The 16,668-nt window shown below is 53.8% G+C and carries 17 protein-coding genes and 2 pseudogenes; 1 reads left to right on the top strand and 18 read right to left on the bottom strand.

The window, feature by feature from the left end:
• Positions 1-72: 72 nt before the first annotated feature.
• From cmk to Q9O24_13305, 14 genes and pseudogenes are all read right to left on the bottom strand, one after another.
• Positions 73-745, bottom strand: a pseudogene (gene cmk, locus Q9O24_13370) ((d)CMP kinase).
• Positions 742-2,067 (bottom strand): annotated as a pseudogene (aroA, locus tag Q9O24_13365) (3-phosphoshikimate 1-carboxyvinyltransferase). The pseudogenes cmk and aroA overlap by 4 nt, the downstream one beginning before the upstream one ends.
• Positions 2,068-2,251: 184 nt before the next feature.
• On the bottom strand, positions 2,252-3,103 hold the full coding sequence (locus Q9O24_13360; protein ID MDQ7076100.1) for a prephenate dehydrogenase/arogenate dehydrogenase family protein: 852 nt from the start codon (positions 3,101-3,103) through the stop codon (positions 2,252-2,254).
• Positions 3,100-4,212: a histidinol-phosphate transaminase gene (hisC, locus tag Q9O24_13355; GenBank protein MDQ7076099.1), complete on the bottom strand. Its 1,113-nt coding sequence runs from the start codon at positions 4,210-4,212 to the stop codon at positions 3,100-3,102. Before hisC ends, Q9O24_13360 begins: the two co-directional genes overlap by 4 nt.
• Entirely contained in the window at positions 4,213-5,298 is a 1,086-nt protein-coding gene (gene pheA, locus Q9O24_13350) for a prephenate dehydratase (GenBank protein ID MDQ7076098.1), read from the bottom strand.
• 40 nt (positions 5,299-5,338) lie between these two features.
• On the bottom strand, positions 5,339-6,421 hold the full coding sequence (gene serC, locus Q9O24_13345) for a 3-phosphoserine/phosphohydroxythreonine transaminase (protein MDQ7076097.1): 1,083 nt from the start codon (positions 6,419-6,421) through the stop codon (positions 5,339-5,341).
• A gap of 76 nt (positions 6,422-6,497) precedes the next feature.
• On the bottom strand, positions 6,498-9,113 hold the full coding sequence (gyrA, locus tag Q9O24_13340) for a DNA gyrase subunit A (GenBank protein ID MDQ7076096.1): 2,616 nt from the start codon (positions 9,111-9,113) through the stop codon (positions 6,498-6,500).
• Positions 9,114-9,245: 132 nt separating this feature from the next.
• Positions 9,246-10,964: a hypothetical protein gene (locus Q9O24_13335; protein ID MDQ7076095.1), complete on the bottom strand. Its 1,719-nt coding sequence runs from the start codon at positions 10,962-10,964 to the stop codon at positions 9,246-9,248.
• A 23-nt stretch (positions 10,965-10,987) separates the two neighbouring features.
• Entirely contained in the window at positions 10,988-11,332 is a 345-nt protein-coding gene (gene rplS, locus Q9O24_13330; protein ID MDQ7076094.1) for a 50S ribosomal protein L19, read from the bottom strand.
• 39 nt (positions 11,333-11,371) lie between these two features.
• Positions 11,372-12,106, bottom strand: a complete 735-nt coding sequence (gene trmD / locus Q9O24_13325; GenBank protein ID MDQ7076093.1) for a tRNA (guanosine(37)-N1)-methyltransferase TrmD — start codon at positions 12,104-12,106, stop codon at positions 11,372-11,374.
• Positions 12,107-12,109: 3 nt separating this feature from the next.
• Entirely contained in the window at positions 12,110-12,625 is a 516-nt protein-coding gene (gene rimM, locus Q9O24_13320; protein ID MDQ7076092.1) for a ribosome maturation factor RimM, read from the bottom strand.
• Positions 12,626-12,628: 3 nt separating this feature from the next.
• Complete coding sequence (gene rpsP, locus Q9O24_13315; protein MDQ7076091.1) at positions 12,629-12,886, bottom strand: 30S ribosomal protein S16; 258 nt, start codon at positions 12,884-12,886, stop codon at positions 12,629-12,631.
• A 247-nt stretch (positions 12,887-13,133) separates the two neighbouring features.
• A complete protein-coding gene (locus tag Q9O24_13310; GenBank protein ID MDQ7076090.1) occupies positions 13,134-14,336 on the bottom strand; it encodes an ImmA/IrrE family metallo-endopeptidase in 1,203 nt (400 codons plus the stop codon).
• Positions 14,337-14,348: 12 nt separating this feature from the next.
• Positions 14,349-14,633 (bottom strand): type II toxin-antitoxin system HigB family toxin, encoded by a 285-nt coding sequence (locus Q9O24_13305; protein ID MDQ7076089.1) that lies wholly within the window; start codon positions 14,631-14,633, stop codon positions 14,349-14,351.
• A gap of 153 nt (positions 14,634-14,786) precedes the next feature.
• Between Q9O24_13305 and Q9O24_13300 the strand changes: the two genes are divergently transcribed.
• Entirely contained in the window at positions 14,787-15,158 is a 372-nt protein-coding gene (locus tag Q9O24_13300; protein MDQ7076088.1) for a type II toxin-antitoxin system VapC family toxin, read from the top strand.
• A 211-nt stretch (positions 15,159-15,369) separates the two neighbouring features.
• Here Q9O24_13300 and Q9O24_13295 read toward each other — a convergent pair whose 3' ends face one another.
• Genes Q9O24_13295 through Q9O24_13280 form a run of 4 tightly spaced genes read right to left on the bottom strand, consistent with a single transcriptional unit; the run spans position 15,370 to position 16,553 of the window.
• Positions 15,370-15,573: a hypothetical protein gene (locus Q9O24_13295; GenBank protein ID MDQ7076087.1), complete on the bottom strand. Its 204-nt coding sequence runs from the start codon at positions 15,571-15,573 to the stop codon at positions 15,370-15,372.
• A 59-nt stretch (positions 15,574-15,632) separates the two neighbouring features.
• Positions 15,633-15,806, bottom strand: coding sequence for a hypothetical protein (locus tag Q9O24_13290; GenBank protein ID MDQ7076086.1), 174 nt, complete (start codon positions 15,804-15,806; stop codon positions 15,633-15,635).
• Positions 15,806-16,141: a nucleotidyltransferase domain-containing protein gene (locus tag Q9O24_13285; protein MDQ7076085.1), complete on the bottom strand. Its 336-nt coding sequence runs from the start codon at positions 16,139-16,141 to the stop codon at positions 15,806-15,808. Before Q9O24_13285 ends, Q9O24_13290 begins: the two co-directional genes overlap by 1 nt.
• Positions 16,134-16,553, bottom strand: coding sequence for a nucleotidyltransferase substrate binding protein (locus Q9O24_13280; GenBank protein ID MDQ7076084.1), 420 nt, complete (start codon positions 16,551-16,553; stop codon positions 16,134-16,136). The genes Q9O24_13285 and Q9O24_13280 overlap by 8 nt, the downstream gene beginning before the upstream one ends.
• Positions 16,554-16,668: the final 115 nt, after the last annotated feature.

Genomic DNA, 16,668 nt, shown 5'->3' with positions numbered 1-16,668 from the left:
TGCACAACATCCTTATCAAGCCGTACGGTTATGAAAAATAACGAAACCGGTACTCCGACCCTTTCGTTGCAATTAGCTTATGGACGCCACCAAAGACAACACTCTTGCTTCCACCGCGTCAATGGACATGGAGGTGGAGTCGAGCAAAACAGCGTCGTCGGCGGGTCTCAGAGGGGCAACGCTGCGGTTGATGTCCCGCGCATCGCGCTCCTCAATGTCCTTTACCAAGCCGCGCAAACTAACATCAATTCCCCGCGCCTTCAACTGTAAAAAACGCCGACTGGCGCGTTCTTTTGCCGAAGCGGTTAAAAAAAACTTTTAAAACCGCCTCGGGAAAGACCACGCTACCCATATCACGCCCATCGGCCACCAGCCCTGGCGCTTGGCAAAAATCACGTTGGCGCTGCAATAACGCCGCTCGCACCGACGGCAAAGCCGCAATTTTAGAGGCGTTCATGCCGCACTGCTCTTCACGAATCGCCAAGCTGACCTCTTCACCCGCCAGCAGCACCTGCGCTTCACCCTCAGCTTGCGCCACAAACTGCACGTCCAATTCTTCGGCCAACGTCGCCAACTCTGCTTCCGCCTGCATCGAAACGCCTTTTTTACTCGCCGCCAACGCCGTGAGGCGATACAACGCCCCGCTGTCCAACAGATGAAAGCCCAACGCCGTGGCCACTCGCTGAGCAATGCTACCCTTACCCGAACCACTCGGGCCATCAATGGTAATCACTGGAATGCTCATACTTTGCTCTCCCGCACATAGAGACCCACACGTCCCGCCAGAGCAACAAAATCAGGAAACGACGTGTTCACATTGTCACAATCATCAATCCTAATCGAGCCTTGCGAACGCAAAGAAGCCACTGCAAAGGCCATCGCAATGCGATGATCACCGGCAGAATCCACCGTACCCGAGGTCAAACGCCCACCCTCGATGATCATGCCATCACTGGTCGGCAGCGCATCAATGCCCAAAATGTGCAGACCATCGGCCATCACCTGAATGCGGTCGCTCTCTTTCACCCGCAGCTCTTCCGCTCCGGTCAACACCGTACGGCCTTTGGCACAAGCGGCGGCGACAAACAGCACCGGAAACTCATCAATCGCCAGTGGCACCAATTCGCGGGGAATATCAATGCCCCGCAACGACGCTGAACGCACACGCAAATCCGCCACCGGCTCGCCGCCCACCAACCGCTCATTTTGCAGCTGAATGTTCGCCCCCATCAGTCTGAGAATATCAATAATGCCGGTGCGAGTCGGGTTCACTCCCACATGGCGCAGAGTCAAATCCGAGCCTTCGGCAATGCTGGCCGCGACCAAAAAAAACGCCGCCGAAGAGATGTCCGCAGGCACGTCGATCTCCGTGGCGCTCAGCTCACCGCCGCCGCGCAAACGGGCACGGTTGCCCTCCACCGTTACCTCATAACCAAAACCACGCAACATGCGTTCGCTGTGGTCACGGGTCGGCGCGGGTTCCAACACCGCCGTTTCACCTTCGGCGTACAGCCCCGCCAGCAGCAGACACGATTTCACCTGCGCACTGGCCATCGGCATTTCGTATTCAATGCCTTTCAAACTCGCCCCACCGTGAATTTTCAACGGCGGCGCGCCATTTTCAGCACTTTCAATCTGCGCCCCCATCTGTGTTAGTGGCTCGATCACCCGCCGCATCGGACGTTTGCTGAGCGAATCATCCCCCACCAGTTCGCAATCAAATTTCTGTGCCGCCAACAGCCCCGACAGCAGGCGCATGGAGGTACCGGAGTTGCCCACATTAAGCACCCCCGTCGGCGCTTTGAGGCCGTGCAGCCCCACGCCCTCAATCATCACCTCGCCGCTCTGCGTCGGGCCGTCGATCTCGACCCCCATGGCCTGAAACACACGCAAGGTATTCAGGCTGTCCTCACCCTGCAAAAACCCCGTGATGCGGGTCGTGCCGTTGGCCAGAGAACCCAACATAATCGAACGGTGCGAAATGGATTTATCCCCAGGCACACGCAACTCCCCACAGAGTTTACCGCCCGCTTGAAGCTGATAACGCAATTTTGATCCAGACATAGCTTTGGACCTTTGTTAAAAAGTGCAGATAAAAAAAAGGGGTGGCAAAAACCACCCACGAACATTAATTTATGATCTGTGCTATCCACCGATCCGTAGGGGCAGATTCCATATCTGCCCTGCTAACCTTTGCTGATATTCCATCAAGGGCGGATATGGAATCCGCCCCTACAATAAATACAGTATCTCAGCCGCAAAAACCGTCTCGACTGAGTTTGGCGCGTTGAAAGCGTTGCTCGATGGCCTCGCCGTCGCGCTGGCGAATCGACTCAGCCAATTGAGAAAGGTTCGCCTGAAAATTACCCAACACCGCCAACAGAGCCTCTTGATTGGCCAACGAGATGTCACGCCACATGCGCGGATCACTGGAGGCAATGCGACTAAAATCCCGAAAACCACCGGCAGCGTAACGGAAAATCTCCTCGCGCTCTTGCAGCTCAGTCAAGGTGTTCACCAGCGAAAACGCCAGCAGATGGGGCAGATGGCTGGTGGCCGCCAACACACGGTCGTGATGCTCAACGGCGAGACACTCCACCTGCGCGCCGGTCTGTTGCCAGAGCGCCTGCACCGCCGCCACCGCACTGGGTTCGCTCTCTTCGAGGGGGGTTAAAATCACTCGACGGCCTTGATACAAAGTGGCAAAAGCCGCCTCCACGCCGCTGTTTTCCGTACCCGCAATGGGATGACCAGGCACCACCCGTGCGCAATTTGCCAGCACCGAACGCACATCGGCAACAAAACTGCCTTTGACGCTGCCCGCATCGCTAATAATCGTCTCATCGCTCAACCCCGACCGCAGCGCCAACAAGGTGCTGCGCATCGCCCCCATCGGCACGGCCAACAGCACCAACTCACAGCCCCGAACCGCCTCGGCCAGATCGGTCTCAAAGCGGTCGATCACGCCCAGATCCTGCGCGACCTGCAACCGAGTGGCGCTGCGCCCCGCACCGACAATTTCACCCTTAAAGCCATTCGCCTTCAAGGCCAACGCAAAGGAGCCGCCGATCAGACCCACACCGACAATGACAATGCGTTTCACGCCAAAACCTCAGCCAGAGCGGCCAAACAACGCCGGTTCTCTTCCGGCAAACCCACGCTGATGCGCAGATGATTGGGCAAACCGTAGTTGGCCACTGGCCTGACGATCACGCCTTTTTTCAGCAAGGCAGCAAACACCGGCTGCGCCACTTGATTCAGGTCCACAGTGATAAAGTTGGCCACCGACGGCAGACCGCTCAACGCCAACGCCCTCACGCCGTCTCTCAATTGCTTCAAACCAAGGCGATTATGCTCCGCACTGCGCTGGACAAAATCGTCGTCACCCAGCGCCGCTGTCGCGGCGGCCAGAGCCAAACTGTTGACATTAAAAGGCTGGCGGATTCGGTTCAAATAGTCGGCGATTTCCGCTGAAGAGGCGGCATAACCGCAGCGTAAACCGGCCAAGCCGTAAATTTTAGAGAAGGTTCGGCTCACGATCAGGTTGGGAAACTGCGCCAACAGCGCCAAACCATCGGGAAAATTGTCGTCTTCAACGTACTCTGTGTAGGCCTCATCCAACACCACCACGACCTGCTCCGGCACGGCCTGTAAAAAGTCGAGCAACGCGGGGCGCTCAAACCACGTGCCAGTGGGATTGTTTGGGTTGGCGATAAAAATCAATCGCGTTTTTTCGTCCACCTGCGCCAGCAGCGCATCGAGATCGTGACCGTAGGGCATGGCGTGATCAGCAGGATAGGCTTTCGCCACTCGCGCCTGTGCTCCCACCGCTTGAGTGACGATGGGATAAATAGCAAAGGCCTGCTCAGAAAAAACCGCGTTACAACCCGTGGTCAAAAAGGTACGCGCAATCAGATCCAAAACATCGTTGGAGCCGTTGCCCAGCGTGATCTGTCCCGCCTGTAGGTTAAATTTGCCCGCCAACGCTTGGCGCAGCAAAAACCCCGAACCATCAGGGTAACGGTGCAACTCCGTCAGCGCCGTTGTGAGGGCGTTTTGTGCCAGCGGCGAGGCTCCCAGCGGATTTTCATTCGAGGCCAATTTAATGATCTCTGTCAGACCCAACTCACGCTGCAAGGTCTCAATCGGCTTGCCTGGCAGGTAGGGGGTCAAGTGCGCCACCGCATCACAAACCACGGCTTCCATCTTCATCTACAACACCGCTTGTGGGTAGCTGCCCAAGAGACGAAACAGCGCCGCCTGCTCTTGCAGGTGCGCCAAGGCCGACTTGACCTCTTCATCGTCAGCGTGCCCTTCCAGATCAATAAAAAACAGATACTTCCATAAACCCTCGCCGCTGGGGCGAGACTCAATCCGGCTCAAGCTCAAGCCCGCTTCCGCCAAAGGTTGCAACAGCTCAAACAGCGCCCCAGGACGGTTGGCAGTAGAGACCAGCAAGGAGGTTTTATCCTTGCCACTGGCCGCCACCTGATCTTCACCGATGACCAAAAAACGGGTGGTGTTGTCGGCGTTGTCTTCGATGTTGGTCACCAAGATGGGCAGTTGATACAGCTCAGCGGCGCTTTCACTGGCAATTGCCGCGCTGCCCTGCTCAGCGGCAGCCAGCTTCGCCGCCTCGGCGTTGCTGCTGACCTCGATGCGTTCGACTTCAGGCAAATTTTTCTGCAACCAATCACGGCACTGCATCAAAGATTGTTGATGGGAGTAAACCCGTTTGATCTCGGAGAGCTGCTCGACTTTGCTCAACAGTTGCTGGTGAATGCGAATCACCACCTCACCGCAGACGTTCAAGGCCGAGTTCACAAACAGATCCAAGGTGTGCGTCACCATGCCCCCGATGGAGTTTTCCACCGGCACCAGACCGTAGGCGGCGCGCCCCGACTCCACCTCATGAAACACCTCGTTGATCGCCGCAAGGGGTTGAGTCGCCACCGCATGGCCAAACTGCTTGATCACCGCCGCTTGGGTAAAGGTGCCTTCGGGACCTAAATAGGCCACGGTCATCGGCTGTTCCAGCGCCAAACAAGCGGACATGATCTCTCGAAACAGACGCGCCACACTCGCATCGGGCAGTGGCCCTGAATTGCGCTGGGCCACCGCGCGCAGCACCTGTGCTTCGCGTTCAGGACGATAAAAAACCGCCGCCGCATCGCTGCGCCGTTTCACCAGCGCCACCTGCTGAGCGCACTCGGCGCGCCGATTAAGCAAGGTGTGAATCTGACGGTCAATGCCGTCGATTTCATCGCGTAACTGCACTAGGCTTTTCTCTTCACTCATGCCACTGTTCCATTTTTCATCAAAGCTGCGCCGCAAAAACTTAAGCCTTGCGCGCTTCAAAATCAGCCATGTACGCCACCAGCGCATCCACCCCCGCTTCGGGCATGGCGTTGTAAATGCTGGCGCGCATTCCGCCCACCGTGCGATGGCCTTTAAGGGTAAGCAAACCCACCTCTGCTGCACCGCGCAAAAATTCAGCGTCCAGATCCCCATTGGCCAAACTGAACGGCACGTTCATCCAAGAGCGGTATTTAGGCACCACCGGATTGGCGTAAAAATCAGAGCCATCAATGGCGGCATACAACTTGGCCGCTTTACGTTCGTTAACCTCTGCCATCGCCGCCAAACCGCCCTGTTTTTTCAGCCACTTGAAAACCAAACCGGCCAAATACCAGCCGTAGGTGGCGGGGGTATTGAGCATGGAACCGTTGTCAGCCTGTTTTTTATAATCAAACATGCTCGGCGTACCGGCGATGGTCTGGCCGATCAGATCATCACGCACAATGACAATGGTCAAACCCGCAGGGCCGATGTTTTTCTGCGCCCCCGCGTAAATTGCACCAAAACGGCTGACATCAATGGGACGCGATAAAATGGTAGAAGACATGTCCGCAACAACCGGCACCTCACCGTTACTGGGGATGCAATCAAACTCCACCCCACCGATGGTCTCATTAGGGGTGTAGTGAATGTACGCTGCATCGTCACTGAAATTCCAACTGGCAGCATCGGGCACAGTACTGAAGTTATCTGCTTCGCTGGAGGCAACCAGATTCACTTTGCAGTAACGACTCGCCTCTTTAATGGCCTTTTTCGACCACTGCCCCGTATTGAAGTAATCCGCTTTGCCTTTGCCACGCAGTACGTTCATCGGCACCATGGCAAATTGACTCGATGCCCCCCCTTGCAGAAACAACACTTTGTAGTTATCTGGAATCGCCAACAACTCACGCAGATCTGCCTCCGCCTGTTTGGCAATGGCGGTGTATGCCTCGCCGCGATGACTCATCTCCATCACAGACATGCCGCTGCCGCGCCAGTCCAACATCTCATCACTGGCTTGCTGCAAAACGTCACTGGGCAGCGTGGCGGGACCCGCGCTAAAGTTAAACAGTCGTGACATAACAAAGGTGTCCTCAGAAGATCAAAAAATGCTTAGTGAATAATGGCTTCCCGCTGACACGCGGGAATGACCGGTATTACGACGGTATTTCTGTAACATCAGACGAATCAGAATCAAGAGCAGAACCCGCCTGTTTGGCATCTGCATTTTCCTCTGTCTCCTCACCCTCTTCTTTTACCACTCGCTCAACCTCGGCTAGCAGCTCACCTTTAGAGAGTCGAATTAAGCGCACCCCTTGGGTATTGCGCCCCATGCTGCGCACTTCGTTGATGGCGGTGCGCACCAAAGTGCCGTGATCGGAGATCAGCATGATCTCATCCTCCTCCAGCACCTGAATCGCCCCCACCACCGCGCCGTTGCGCTCAGAGGTCTGAATCGAAACCACCCCTTGGCCACCGCGACCGATCAAGCGGTACTCATCCACTGGGCTGCGTTTGCCGTAACCGTTTTCAGTCACAGTCAGAATTTCACCTTCATTAACCACAATCAAGGAGATCACCTGCTGCTCTTCGCCAAGACGAATGCCACGCACGCCCGCCGCAGTACGACCCATGGCACGTACCGTCTCCTCTTTAAAGCGAATCGCTTTACCGCCGCTGGAGAACAGCATCACATCCTTTTCGCCATCGGTGAGATCAACCCCAATCAGCTGATCCCCGTCGCGCAAATCAAGGGCGATAATGCCGTTGCTGCGTGGCCGCGAGAAGTGCGACAGCGGGGTCTTTTTCACCACGCCCTTACGGGTGGCCATAAAGATAAACTGATCCTCGGAGAACTCGCGCACCGCCAAAATGGCGTTAATCCGCTCTTCCTTTTCCAGCGGTAGCAGATTGACGATGGGACGACCGCGAGAGCCGCGACTGGCCAGCGGCAGTTCATAGACCTTCTTCCAGTAGACTTTGCCCAAGCTGGAGAAACAAAGCATGGTGTCGTGAGTGCTGGCGATAAACAGCTTGTCGATAAAATCTTCGTCTTTCATCCGCGTCGCAGACTTGCCACGCCCGCCTCGATGCTGAGTGGCGTAATCGGACAGCGGTTGCGCTTTGGCGTAACCGGCATGAGAGAGGGTCACCACCACATCCTCTTCGGTGATCAGGTCTTCCACGGTCAGATCGGAGTGATCAATCAAGATCTGGGTGCGACGTTCATCACCAAACTGCTCTAACACCTGTTCCAGTTCGTCCCGAATCACTTGCATCAAACGCTCAGGATTACGCAAGATGTCCAACAGATCGGCGATTTTTGCCAGCAGTTCATTGTACTCTTGCAGGATCTTATTCTGTTCTAGCCCCGTCAAGCGATGCAGACGCAGATCCAAAATAGCCTGCACTTGCACGGGCGAAAGCCGGTATTCGGCGTTCTCTTGCAGACCAAATTCCGCCGCCAAATGTTCAGGCCGTGACGCATCAGCACCAGAACGCTGCAACATATCCGCCACCAGCCCGAGCGGCCAGTGGGTCGCCAAAAGACGCTCTTTGGCCGTAGCGGGATTCGGCGCGTCTTTGATGACTTTAATAATCGGATCAATGTTGGCCAAGGCGATGGCCAGCCCCTCCAGAACATGGGTGCGTTCACGGGCTTTGCGCAGCTCAAAGAGCGTCCGGCGGGTGACCACTTCACGCCGGTGACGAATAAAGGCATCCAAAATTTGTTTCAGATTCAGCAGACGTGGCTCACCGTCGATCAGAGCAACCATATTGATGCCGAACACCGACTGCATTCGAGTCTGCTGATACAGGTTGTTGAGAATGACCTCGGCCATCTCCCCGCGTTTCAGCTCCACCACCATCCGCATACCGTCTTTGTCCGACTCGTCACGCAAACCGGAGATACCCTCCAGTTTTTTATCTTTTACCAACTCGGCAATTTTTTCCAACAGACGGGCTTTGTTGACCTGATAAGGCAATTCGGTGACGATGATGCTCTCACGGCCTTTTTTATTGGTCTCAATCTCCGCCTTGGCGCGCACATGGATACGCCCTCGACCGGTGTTGTAGGCCTCTCGAATGCCGCGCGCACCGTTGATGATGCCCGCAGTGGGAAAGTCCGGCCCAGGTAGATGCTGCATCAAAGCGGCAATGTCCAGCTCAGGGTCGTCGATCAAAGCGATGGTGGCGTTAACCACTTCATTGATGTTGTGCGGCGGAATGTTGGTCGCCATGCCCACAGCGATGCCGGTGGAGCCGTTGATCAACAAGTTAGGCAGACGGGTTGGAAAAACCGCAGGTTCACTTTCGGTGCCGTCGTAGTTGGGTACGAAGTCCACCGTCTCTTTCTCAAGGTCGGCCATCAACTCATGAGCAATGCGCGCCATGCGCACTTCGGTGTAACGCATCGCCGCTGGAGCATCACCGTCCACAGAACCAAAGTTACCTTGGCCGTCCACCAGCATGTAACGCAGCGAAAACGGCTGAGCCATTCGCACGATGGTGTCGTAAACCGCTGAATCACCATGCGGGTGGTACTTACCAATCACATCCCCCACCACCCGAGCGGACTTTTTATAGGCTTTGTTCCAATCGTTACCCAAAACACTCATGGCGTAGAGTGCACGCCGATGAACCGGCTTCAAACCATCACGAACGTCGGGCAATGCGCGACCAATAATGACGCTCATGGCGTAGTCCAAATAGGACTGCTTCATCTCATCTTCGAGGTTTACCGGTAGGATCTCTTGCGTGTCATCAACCATTGAAAGGGGCTATCCTGGACAGAGAAGGGGGATAAATAAAGGCGCGAATTCTAGCACAAAATGGCTCTGGGAACAGAGACAAAGCGGATTTCCAAGGGAAAGACGCCTTCTAAGAGCCAAAAAATATTTGCCCTACCCCTCCATCTCAGCAATCAACTCAGCGCGCTGAAAGGCATCTTGACTCTCAGACAACAAACGCCGATAAAGCCGCCGTGCATCCGCCAGCAGACCGGCCTGTTTCAAACTCTGCGCGGCGCGGCGCAAGGATGTATGCCGCCAACGCTGTGCGCCCCCGCTCAACTCCGCCGCCTTTAAATAAAAACGACTGGCGCAAAGCAACTCAGCCTCGGCCTGCTTCACCTGCGCCATCGCAAACCACCACTGCACCCGCTCGGAGCGCGTTTGGGGCAACAGCGCCATCTGCTCCAACAATTCAGCGGCCAACTGGGGCTGCTGACGTGCCAGCAGATCGGCAACAAAACCGTGCAAACGCAGCCGTTGCGCCAACGTCCAGACCGATTCAAACGCCAGCAGCTCACTCATTTGTGCAGCGGCCTGCTGCACCTCGTTGACCAACAACAGCGCCAAAACCCGCGACAGACCAAGGTCAATACCAGCAAATCCCTCCGGCAACGGCTGCAACGGCAAGGCGAGCCGCTTGGCTAATCGCACATCAGAATCATCCAGCGCCTGTTGTTGCAGGTGTAAACGCACCACCAGTGGAACATCGCTCGTTGCTGGAAAACGCGCCGAATTGAGATAGAGCGCCCGAATCTGCGCTTCACCCAATTCATCGCCACGCAGCAATTCCAACAGCTGCCAATGCGCCTGCGCTCGTGCCGCCTCACTGCCGCCCATCAAGGCCACCACCGCAAGCAAAGATTTGGCTCGAACAGGGTGCAGTGGCAAAGAGGCCGCCACCTCGGTAAACCAAGCCCCATCGTCACCCAGCAGCAAATTTGCTTCGTTACCCAGCCGCTGACCGTAGTTTAAATACGCCTGCCAAACCTCTCTGGGCTTAATCTGCAATAACAACTCAACGGACAAGGTGCTCTGAAAACGCAGGGCAAAATCACTCGCCAGAGCGATATTGACCAACTCACCCTGCGCTTGCGCGGCTTTGGCCGCCAGCAACCAAAAATAAGCACGCTGTTGATCGCTGTTGGAGTTTTTCTCAGCGCGTTTTTTGAACTGACGATACAGCTTACCTGAAGACTCTTTTTCGCCTTGCAGCTGCGCCAAACCCTGCAACGCCAACCACGGAGCCGACCTCTGTTTTGGCAGTTTCAGCACTTCAGAAAAACGCCCCGCCATCAATAACAGACGCGCCTGCAACAAAGTGTGCTGACTCGCCTGCTGCGGGTAATCAAGCTGAAAACGTCGCCATGCGCTCTCCGTATCGGCGACGTTGTGCATCAACAGATAGGCTTGCACAATCTGCAACCGCCAGCGCGACACGTCACTTGCAGTCGCCTCTTTAGTCCAGAGCAACTCTCGCAACAGAGCCAAGGCGGTCTCACCTTGCCCCCGTCGCAGCGCCATTCTGACCTGCTGCTCTTGGCTCCACAAAACGGTTTGCGGATCATCACTCTGCTGTGACTGTCTCAGTCGTGACTCCAACTGCGACCACAAACGCGCCTGAAACAGCCACTCTATAGAAGCTCTTTCCAGCTTGGGATCAGATGAACGCTCAGCCAAAGCCAGCGCCAACTGCGGCTGGCCGCCGTCCAATAGAGACTGTAAATCGGCCACCGAATCGGCTCTGACCACATTCGAGCCAGCAAAACAGAGCGCCGCCACAACGCAAAACGGGCGAGTGATCTGCATCACCCGCCCGTTTTTGATCGGCATCAACAACATGCTGATAAAAAGCCTTACAGCTTTTCGCGGATACGCGCCGCTCTGCCGGTCAAACCGCGCAAGTAGTAGAGTTTCGCTTGGCGAACCCGACCGCGACGTTTGATTTCGATCTCAGAAATGATTTTGCTGTAGGTCTGAAACACACGCTCAACACCCACACCGTGAGAGATTTTGCGCACGGTGAAGGCAGAGTGCAAGCCACGATTACGTTTGGCAATCACAACGCCTTCGAACGCCTGCAAACGCTCACGAGTGCCTTCTTTTACTTTAACCTGAACGACAATCGTATCGCCAGGAGAAAAGGCAGGAATTTCCTGGCCCATCTGTTCCGCGTTTATTTCTGCAATGATGTTGCTCATCTCTTTCTCCAAAACTCAATAATAATCGCTGTAAAAAAATCAGCTCTGCTGCGCTTGAAATTGCTGCAACAACAAACGATCCTCTTCACTCAATTCCAGACCGTCCAACAACTCCGGCCTCCGTAACTCCGTTCGTCCCAACGCCTGCATTCTACGCCAGCGTTTAATCGCTTTGTGGTCGCCGCTGCACAGCACCTTAGGCACCGTGTCACCGTCCACCTGTTCTGGGCGGGTGTAATGCGGACAGTCCAACAGACCCTCCATAAAGGAGTCCTGTTGCGCCGATTCCGCATCCCCCAAAACCCCAGGGATAAAACGGCTGATGGCATCAATCATCACCATCGCCGCTAACTCGCCACCACTGAGAACGTAATCACCCAGTGACCACTCCTCATCAACGTAGCGTTGAATAAAACGCTCATCAACGCCTTCATAACGTCCAGCGATAAAAATCAAACCCGACGTCTGCGCCAGCTCCGAAACCCCCGCCTGATCCAGCTTGCGCCCTTGTGGACTGAGATAGATCACACGGCTCTGCGACGCCTGCTGTTTGACTGCCTCAAGGCAATCTCGCAACGGTGGCAGCTGCATCACCATCCCAGGACCACCGCCGTAAGGACGATCATCCACACGACGATGACGATTGTGGCTGTAATCCCGTGGGTTCCAACAGGTGAGACTCAAACGCTGCTGGTCTCGCCCTCGCCCCACCACACCGCAAGCAGTCACACTCTGCACCAACTCGGGAAACAGTGTGATGACATCAAAACGCATCGGCTAAAAGTCCGGATCCCAATCGACCTGCATCAGACCAGCGGCCAGATCCACATCAACGATGACCTGCTTTGGCAACCAAGGGATTAAGCGTTCCCGCTCACCTTTGACCACCATCACATCGTTGGCACCGGTTTCAAACAGATGATCCACGGTACCAAGCTGCACTCCGTTGATCGTCTCAACGCGCAGACCGACTAAGTCGCGCCAGTAGACCTCATCGTGCAGATCCGGCAGTTGTTCGGGACGTACCGCAATCTCCGCACTCAGCAAGGTGGCTGCGAGGTCACGATCTTGATAGCCCTCAAAACAGACCACAATGCCTTTGCCGTGTACTCGTCCGCCAATGCGCTTAACGGACTTCCAACCCTGAGCGGTTTTTAACAACCACGGATTGTAGTCCAAAATACCGTCACGAGGCTGCGTGTGAGAATAGACCTTCACCCAACCCCGAACACCGTAAAGCCCAGAGACGGTACCCAAAATAACGGGGCTGTCATCGGACTCCAGCTGACTCACGTCTTAGCTGCTGGCTTGGGATTTTTTATTTTCTTTAACAATGCTAGCAACACGATCAGACAACTGTGCACCATTGCCAATCCAGTGATCTACACGCTCCATGTCCAAACGAACACGTTCTTGCTGACCGCGAGCCATTGGGTTGAAGAAACCAACACGCTCAATATAACGGCCATCACGACGGTTACGGCTGTCGGTTACAACTACTTGATAAAACGGCTTCTTTTTAGCGCCACCACGGGAAAGACGAATGGTTACCATCGGGTCAAAACCTCAAAATCTGCATAACATAAAAAAGGGCTGCACACGGCAGCCTTACATGGATCGGCGGATTTTACTCGAAATCTGGCAAATGTGAAGGGATAAAGAGAAATTAATTGCCAAAAGGTGTTTTGAGTGGGAAAAACATGTGATTCAACTGCCCTACCCAGCCGTTCTCACAGCCTATCCGTTCAACCCAACCACCGTAGGGTGTCAATAACCAAAGGGCATTGCACCTGACACAGCCTTACGTTTTAACCCACTCAGGCAGACGATCCCGAAAACGTTTACCAAACAAACGATGGTTATCACGCTCATGACGCAACCGACCCGCCACAATGCAGGCCGAAACATTGAGCTTTTGCGCCAAAGCCTTCACCTCATCAACCTCACTCACGGCCAACAACTCAGCCTCTTCAATAGGCAACAAGATCCGTTGCGCCAACGCATCGGCCTCCTGCTCTCGCTGATCCGTTTGCTCTCCGCTGTACAGATCATCCACAAACCACGACTGCTCTTCAGTCAAATGCAGCGCCAGATGCGCCAACTCATGCAGCAAGCTAAACCAAAAATGATCCACTCGGTCGTAGCGCAAGGTCAATGCAATCACGGGATTGCAGCCTGTGTGCCGATGCGCTGCTCCATCCAGATAAGTTTTAGGCAGATGTTGCTCAAAAATCAGATGAATGCCATAACGGTTCAGATACTCCTTGGCCAATTTTGGCCCCTGCTCTGACCACGACAGTTGCGCCAAGGTCTGCATCCATTCAGGGGTCACACAGCCTTCACGATACTCTGGCAACGACTCCGCTTCCGCCTGTTGTAAGACCTTCACCTGCCACGCCCAAACGGCCATCGAATCCACCTCTCGATGGCTGCCACTGCGTTGCGCACTGCTTCGCAGCAGTGCTGGTTGCAACTCTAATCCGCCCTGCACTGACTGCAAAAAGCAGCGCATCTGCTCGCTGGCGTTGGCTTTTAGCTCACTCAAGGAGCCCTTAAACGCTTTAAAGTAGCCTCGTTTGTGCATCTCAGCCAATGGAAACTGTTCACCCTCCAATTTTGGAGCATGGCTATTAACCGGCTTTGGGGCTTGAATCAAGACCTGTGCCGAAATACAGAGACCTTCGCTAAGACGGCGAATCATCTGGGTGCTCAGTCCACGAGTACCGTTCAATACTTCGGTCACTTTCGATGCTGATCCTAAGTAGGGGATCAGGTCTTTTTTACGCAAGCCCTGCTGTTCCATGCGAAACTGAATCGCAGCAATGGGATCGGGTAGATCCATTGGAAAATGCTCTTTTTCGTACGCTTCAATCAAGAAAGCCAACAGCTCCAAATCATCGGCTTCACGGCTGCCCTCTTTTGGCTCCAGATCCATCTGATCCATCAAGCGATCCATCGCTTTTTCGTGCTCCTCATCGGAGCAAATGAGTTTGATGTGATTCATCACATTTCCCCTTTAAAAACTCTGTTTATCGTACTCCGCATGTGTGCCAACCCATTGGATTACCACAATGCCATTTTTATAGCGCACCTTTACCACCAAACGATAATGATTGCCTTTGATGTTAAAGATCACCCGATTACCTGAGAGAAAATCGGCGCTGTTGTAACGATTTTTGATCTCTTGAGGTGTTTTCCAGTCGGAATTTTCCACCTCATTGAACCAAGCATCCAAAGCACTTTTGGCGCGATCATGCTTGTTACCAAACTTTTGTAGTTTATCCCGACCCAAAAGCTTCATGCCACCTCAAAGTTCCCTTAAAGGGAAGTATAGACAAAGTTATAAAAAAGGGAAGTTTTGTTTTTCTTCACCTGAATCACGCAGCGGGGAATTTTAAGCAACTCTATGGCACTATAGCAACACACAATTGAGTTGCAAAACAGAAGGAAGAGCATGACTTTGTTGGATACCAATGTGCTGATTGAGCTGCTGAAACGAAACCCTCAGACCCAAGCGCAGATCTGCACCCTGAGCCAACCGCCCCGCATTTCGGTACTTTCTATCATGGAATTGATTCACGGCGCACACAACAAACAGGAGGTGGCGAACATCGAACACTTTCTGCGCGTCTTCGAGACGCTCCAGCTCAGCAGCGCCATTTCAGCCACCGCCCTCACGCTGATGCGCCGTTACGCTAAAAGCCACACTTTGGAGATGAGCGACAGCCTAATTGCCGCCACCGCTCTTGAACACCGCATCCCGCTGCTTACCTACAACAGAAAAGATTTTCGCTTTATTCATGCGCTTGAGATGGTTGCACCGTAGGGTGCAATAACCAAAGGGCATTGCACCTGCGATAAAACAGACCCAATAGGTAAACCTCACCACCGTAGGGGCGGAATCCATTTCCGCCCTTGCCTCAATCACATCACCGTAAATAAAAGGGCGAATATAGAATTCGCCCCTACACCCACGCGACCCAACCTTCAGCACGATGAAAATTATGCACGCAATTTTAAGCTAGCAAAGTGATCCATCACAAACGCTTCGTCTTACCAGTACGATGCTCCGCCAACGCAGCATCAGCAAGAGCATCCAACTTACCTGCCGCCACATCTGCCTCAACCTGCTTATCCCAATGATGCGCATCAAAGGCTTCAAACCAAGCACGAAACAGCGCCAACTGATCCTTTGGTAGCTGAGTCACCTCCGCCTCAAGTTCCTCTACTGTTCTAGACATCAACACGTTCTCCCTTGATAAATGATCACCACCCCATCCTAACCCCATTCAGCTGTTTTTCAAGATCGTAGGGTGCCAATAACCGAAGGGCATTGCACCTGCTGTAACCAACCCAAACATTGGAACATCACCACCGTAGGGGCGGAATCCATTTCCGCCCTTGCCTCAATCACATCACCGTAAATAAAAAGGGCGAATATAGAATTCGCCCCTACACCCACGCGATCCAACATCAGCGAACAGGAAAATCAATTTTGACGTTATAAAACTCAACCCCAACCCGTTCAATGTGCTCTTTCAAGGCCACATTTGAAATCTGTCGAAACAGGCTTAAATCAATTTTATAGGGCAACAACAGATCATCCAGCTCCACCTCAAGCTGCAACAGTGCCGCACCGCTGAGTTCGTCACCCATCACCGTCATATCAATATCAGAACCGCGACGATACGTGCCCTTTGCTCGGGAACCGTACAAAATTACCTGCTGGATTTCGGAATAATGAGAGAACACATGCTGTATTTTTTCGATGCTCTTGGCGGGCAAGCCTGTTTTGCTCAAATCAATCATGCAACGCCAGCCCTGCCATGACCTTTTCTAAATCAACAAACAAGGGGTAATACAGCGTCGTGGTGGTTTCGATCACCTCACGCGCCATCTCTTCATCGTAGGTATGTACGGCTTTGTTGCGCGTTTTGATCATGCGCATCCAATTATCGCCATCCGTAATCAAACCTTTTTGAAAGGCTTCACGGGTTGCATCCCGCGAGCCCATAATTTGACTGTTACCCTGATAGAAAAAATAGTCCTTGATGACGTTCCAAGCCAACTCATGAGTAAATTCAAACGCTTTCACAAAGCCCTGTTTTTCCAGCTTTGACAATGGCCTCTGCTGCTGTAGCTCAATCGCTTCCGACAACTCAGCTAAGGCATTCACATAATTTTGAAAACGCTGCTTCCAACGAACGTCCGGCTGCATAATAAAATGGCCTCACTGCATTTTGGGTCATGAAACATGAGCATCATATTATACCCACCTCAAAATTTATGACCTCCACATTCCGTAGGGTGCAATAACCGAAGGGCATTGCACCTGC

Source organism: Gammaproteobacteria bacterium (assembly GCA_030949385.1).
In the GTDB taxonomy this organism is placed as follows: domain Bacteria; phylum Pseudomonadota; class Gammaproteobacteria; order JAUZRS01; family JAUZRS01; genus JAUZRS01.
This window is presented reverse-complemented; position numbering and strand designations above follow the sequence as displayed.